Below are 5,099 nucleotides of genomic sequence, written 5' to 3'. Positions count from 1 at the left end.
TGGCGAGTCCCCGATTCTGAGTCCACCCGGTTCTTGAGTCGGGGTGGTGTGATCCAGTTTCAGTTGATGTTGCAGTCCATCGGGGTGTGGGTGCAGCTGCAGACGGCAGCGTACTCGGCCGGGGTGCGGTAGCCCAGGGCCGAGTGGCGGTGCCGGTAGTTGTGTTCGTGCTTGAAGTCGCCGATGACCACGCGGGCTTCGAGCAGGGTGTTCCAGTGGTTGCGGTTGAGGCACTCCTTGCGTAGTCGGTTGTTGAACGATTCGATGTGTCCGTTGTTCCATGGCGCTCCTGGCGGGATATACGACATACCAGTCCGACCGTCACAGAACTGCTGCAGCGCTTGGGAAATGAACTCCGGACCGTTGTCCATCCGCAGCACCTTCGGCGGCCCACCCGCTGCGGCGAACACGTTGGCGAGATCGGCGACGAGTCGGTCGGCGGTGATCGACCGCTCAACGATGTGCAGCAGTGAGACGCGGGTGTGCTCGTCGATCATCGAGGCGATCTTGATGGCCTTGCCGTCGACGGTGGAATCGAACTGGAAGTCGATCGCCCACACCACGTTCGGGGCATCGGCCTCGATCGATGGGATCGACGACACCCCGGCCCGCTTGCGCGGACTGTGCACCCGCACCTGCAGCCCTTCCTCGCGCCACAGCCGGTGGATCTTCTTCAAATTGACCTCACGGCGCTCGTCGTAGCGCAACGCCGCCCAGGCACGGCGGAACCCATGGCATGGGTTCTTCGTCGCGTACGTGCGCAGCCAGGCCCGCATCTCGGCATCGGGATCGGCGGGGGTCTGCGACAACGGCAGGCGACGGCAGGTGGAGCGGGGCAGCCCAACGGCTTTGCACGCCAACCGTTCCGACATGCCCATCATGGAGGTGAGCATGCCGACGGCGCGGCGCTTGGCAGCTGGGCCTAAAATTTTCCCTTTGCGACCTCCCGCAAGGCGTCTTTGACCAGCTCGGCCTCGGCCAGTAATCGCTTCAGTCGGGCGTTCTGTTCGCGCAATTCCTTGAGTTCCTTGGCGGCATCGGTGTCCATCCCGCCGTAGGCGCGACGCCAGTTGTACAACGTCGCCGCAGACACCTCGAGTTCGGCTGCGATTTCCTCGCCGGTCTTGCCTTCGGCGGCCAGTTCGTCCGCACGGCGCAGTTTGCGCACGATGTCTTCTGCGGAGTTCCGCTTCCGACCAGCCATACGTTCATCGTCCCTTCTCGCCCACCATCGGGCTACAGGACTCTAGAACTTGCTGGACTCGTTCACCGGGAACACGCCAGAAGGTCGTTCCAGCGCCCTTTGCGCTCGGTTGTGTCGCCAAGGAGTCGCTCGATCTCGCTGATGGAATCCGTGATCGTCAGGATTCTGGGATCATCGAGTCGCCCCGTGGAATCGCGCGATATCGATTCGACTATCCGCGGGAGCGTCTCATTGATGGTTGATGTCAGATCCATCAGACGTTCATGTATGGCTTTGCGCCTCGATTGAGCCAACCGGAACCGATACTCGTCGAGTTGATTACCTGGTTCTTCCAGCTGATTCAAGAGTCCGAAGGGAGATTCCCCAATATCGGCGTAGTCAATGAAGTCCTGGCCAACGGAATCAACGTCGGGAAGCTCCACGCTGACCGTCCAGCCGTGGATCGGCGGCAATCCCGTGCGGAGCGCAGTCCAGGCCCTCCGCAGATCCTCATATTCCCGGCTGGACCCTCTGCTGGGACCTGAAGGGATCATTGGCTGGGCTCTCTCCCAGACCTCATCGAGTTTGGCGAGATTCGCTGCGGCGCGGTCCATCACCTGTAGTAGCTCGTCAAGCGTCACACCTAGATCGTGTCATCCTCACGGCTTCCGGATGCAGCCAGCCTTCTGAGCACGACAGGTTTTGGTTGCGCAGCTCGTGCCGAATCGGAGGTCGGAAGCTCCGCGTGGAATGCTGCTAGATATCCGTCCGCGTCTGCTGGGTACGGAAACGGACCGATTATGCAGCGGTCGAATATGCAGCGTTACCAGTAAAGCACTGCGTTTTCATCGGATGAATCAATTCCAACCCTGGGGCCGACCGCCGGGCTGCCATCCCCCTTCGGGTAAGGACGGGCTAAATCGCCTGGATGACGGTGTGTTTCGGCAAGCTATGGGGCGCGTGGCTGGAAATGTTTGCAAGATGCCGGGGCCGGTGGATAGACCGCCGCCGGGGCCGGTCGACATGCCGCCACCCGGACCTGTAGAGCGATCGCGCGGCCATCCTTTGTTTGCCATGGCACCATTCTCGCCCAATCCGCCGACACTCTTGGGACAACACGTCGGTTTACTCCTCGTCATCCATCATCACCAGAGCGTGGACAGCAAACGAAGTCCCAACCAGCGCGTCACGCTTCTACATCCATCCGGCCGGGATGGGGTTAATTGACGGGCCGCCAATCCCATGCATACCGTGGCCCCGGAAGTCCATTGTCGCGTTGACCGGAGGAGTTCCTTTATGGGTTTGGCTGACGCTGGGTTCAAAAGCGCAGACGCACGACGGCGCTATTTGGCAGCATATGACGAGTTGCGGGCATTGAGTCCGCGACCGGAAGTCGTGCACGATGTTCCAACGAATTTCGGCACCGTTCGGGTGTATCAGCACGGGCCAGACCGTGGTGTGCCTGTCGTACTGATTCACGGCTTTTTCCTGACCTCGGCCATGTGGTGGGGCCAAGTTGCTGGCTTGACAAGCGATTTCACCGTTTATGCGATGGATATGTTGGGCCAGCCTGGAGCAAGCATTCAGTCGAAAACGATGTTTACCCCCGCAGATTCCGCGCGTTGCATTGACGCGGTGTTGGAGGGGCTAGGGCTGCGCGATGTGCATCTGGTTGGGCATTCCTATGGTGGTTGGCTTGCCACCCATACGGCGGCGCGGGCGCCCCATCGGTTGGCGACGGTGACACTGGTTGATCCGGCCAGCACAGTGGCTCGAACCTCTGCAAAGTTCTGGCGAAGTCTTGCGCTCCTGTTGTGGCGCCCACGTTCGGTGCGGGCTGGACGCGCCGCGGCGTGGATTGCGGGTCACCCCGCACCGGGCAGTTCCGTCGATATGCTTGCCGGGCTGTTCGTGGCCGGATTCGCTGCCTTCGCGCCACCCTTGCGCACGCCGCCGCTACGTTTTCCCAGTGATCGTCTGCTGCGTTCAGTGCAACTTCCGGTCCAAGTTCTTCTGGCGGGCAACACTGTTCACGATTCAGGGAAGGGGCTTCGGCGGATTCAGTCGGTCGTGCCCGCGTGGCGATATCACCTCTGGCCCAACGCCTCACACGCGTTGCCAACCGAAATCCCTGACGAAGTGAATGGTTGTATCCGTCAGTTCGTGATCGAACACCGTAACGGTGTCTAGTTGTCGTGACCTGACACGTTGTTGTCAGGCGGCGAGCCGGCTGATGGGTGGTTGTCCGCCGAGGGCGGAGTGGCCTCGTTGAGTGTTGTAGCGGCGTAGGAATCGGTCAAGGCCCCGGGTGCGCAGGCTGTTTGAGGTCCAGGGTCGGGCGTAGGCCCATTCGGTGAGCAGGGTTCGGTTGAAGCGTTCTGCTTTGCCGTTGGTCCAGGGGCAGCCGGGTTTGATGAATCGGCGTTTGAGTCCCCACGCCGAGCACACCCAACCCCAGTCGGTGCCGCGTCGGTAGACCATGGCATTGTCGGTCAGTAGCCTTCGCACGCGCACTCCGTGGGCGGCGAACCAGGTTAGTGCCCGGTGCAGAAATGCAGCGCAGGTCGGGTCTTTCTCGTCGGGCAAAACTTCGCTGTACGCCAGCCGAGTGTGGTCGTCGATAGCGGTGTGGATGTTGCGTTCCCGGTGAACGAGTCCAGCAAGTTCTAGAGTCCTGTAGCCCGATGGTGGGCGAGAAGGGACGATGAACGTATGGCTGGTCGGAAGCGGAACTCCGCAGAAGACATCGTGCGCAAACTGCGCCGTGCGGACGAACTGGCCGCCGAAGGCAAGACCGGCGAGGAAATCGCAGCCGAACTCGAGGTGTCTGCGGCGACGTTGTACAACTGGCGTCGCGCCTACGGCGGGATGGACACCGATGCCGCCAAGGAACTCAAGGAATTGCGCGAACAGAACGCCCGACTGAAGCGATTACTGGCCGAGGCCGAGCTGGTCAAAGACGCCTTGCGGGAGGTCGCAAAGGGAAAATTTTAGGCCCAGCTGCCAAGCGCCGCGCCGTCGGCATGCTCACCTCCATGATGGGCATGTCGGAACGGTTGGCGTGCAAAGCCGTTGGGCTGCCCCGCTCCACCTGCCGTCGCCTGCCGTTGTCGCAGACCCCCGCCGATCCCGATGCCGAGATGCGGGCCTGGCTGCGCACGTACGCGACGAAGAACCCATGCCATGGGTTCCGCCGTGCCTGGGCGGCGTTGCGCTACGACGAGCGCCGTGAGGTCAATTTGAAGAAGATCCACCGGCTGTGGCGCGAGGAAGGGCTGCAGGTGCGGGTGCACAGTCCGCGCAAGCGGGCCGGGGTGTCGTCGATCCCATCGATCGAGGCCGATGCCCCGAACGTGGTGTGGGCGATCGACTTCCAGTTCGATTCCACCGTCGACGGCAAGGCCATCAAGATCGCCTCGATGATCGACGAGCACACCCGCGTCTCACTGCTGCACATCGTTGAGCGGTCGATCACCGCCGACCGACTCGTCGCCGATCTCGCCAACGTGTTCGCCGCAGCGGGTGGGCCGCCGAAGGTGCTGCGGATGGACAACGGTCCGGAGTTCATTTCCCAAGCGCTGCAGCAGTTCTGTGACGGTCGGACTGGTATGTCGTATATCCCGCCAGGAGCGCCATGGAACAACGGACACATCGAATCGTTCAACAACCGACTACGCAAGGAGTGCCTCAACCGCAACCACTGGAACACCCTGCTCGAAGCCCGCGTGGTCATCGGCGACTTCAAGCACGAACACAACTACCGGCACCGCCACTCGGCCCTGGGCTACCGCACCCCGGCCGAGTACGCTGCCGTCTGCAGCTGCACCCACACCCCGATGGACTGCAACATCAACTGAAACTGGATCACACCACCCCGACTCAAGAACCGGGTGGACTCAGAATCGGGGACTCGCCA

At 61.8% G+C, this 5,099-nt stretch carries 4 protein-coding genes and 1 pseudogene; 2 read left to right on the top strand and 3 right to left on the bottom strand.

Annotation, left to right across the window (positions count from 1 at the left end):
* Nucleotides 1-59: 59 nt before the first annotated feature.
* Nucleotides 60-1,204, bottom strand: a protein-coding gene (locus tag ACXDF8_RS26830; protein ID WP_457221679.1) for an IS3 family transposase whose coding sequence is annotated in 2 segments (ribosomal slippage) — nt 60-937 and nt 937-1,204 — 1,146 coding nt in all. Because the reading frame shifts where the segments join, the coding sequence is not laid out codon by codon here.
* 62 nt (nt 1,205-1,266) lie between these two features.
* On the bottom strand, nt 1,267-1,824 hold the full coding sequence (locus ACXDF8_RS26825) for a hypothetical protein (protein ID WP_457226273.1): 558 nt from the start codon (nt 1,822-1,824) through the stop codon (nt 1,267-1,269).
* A gap of 655 nt (nt 1,825-2,479) precedes the next feature.
* Between ACXDF8_RS26825 and ACXDF8_RS26820 the strand changes: the two genes are divergently transcribed.
* On the top strand, nt 2,480-3,373 hold the full coding sequence (locus ACXDF8_RS26820) for an alpha/beta fold hydrolase (protein WP_457226272.1): 894 nt from the start codon (nt 2,480-2,482) through the stop codon (nt 3,371-3,373).
* Nucleotides 3,374-3,397: 24 nt separating this feature from the next.
* Here ACXDF8_RS26820 and ACXDF8_RS26815 read toward each other — a convergent pair.
* A pseudogene (locus ACXDF8_RS26815) lies at nt 3,398-3,817 on the bottom strand (integrase core domain-containing protein); the annotation flags it as partial.
* Nucleotides 3,818-3,895: 78 nt separating this feature from the next.
* Between ACXDF8_RS26815 and ACXDF8_RS26810 the strand changes: the two are divergent.
* Nucleotides 3,896-5,040, top strand: a protein-coding gene (locus tag ACXDF8_RS26810) for an IS3 family transposase (RefSeq protein ID WP_457221679.1) whose coding sequence is annotated in 2 segments (ribosomal slippage) — nt 3,896-4,163 and nt 4,163-5,040 — 1,146 coding nt in all. Because the reading frame shifts where the segments join, the coding sequence is not laid out codon by codon here.
* Nucleotides 5,041-5,099 lie beyond the last annotated feature (59 nt).

The organism is Mycolicibacterium sp. CBM1, assembly GCF_054073305.1.
The sequence above is the reverse complement of the archived record's forward strand: the minus strand, read 5'-3'. Positions and strand labels throughout refer to the sequence as shown.

Excerpts from the sequence above, each read along its gene's own strand:
- ACXDF8_RS26820 (WP_457226272.1), top strand. The coding sequence starts at position 2,480 with ATGGGTTTGGCTGACGCTGGGTTCAAAAGCGCAGACGCACGACGGCGC.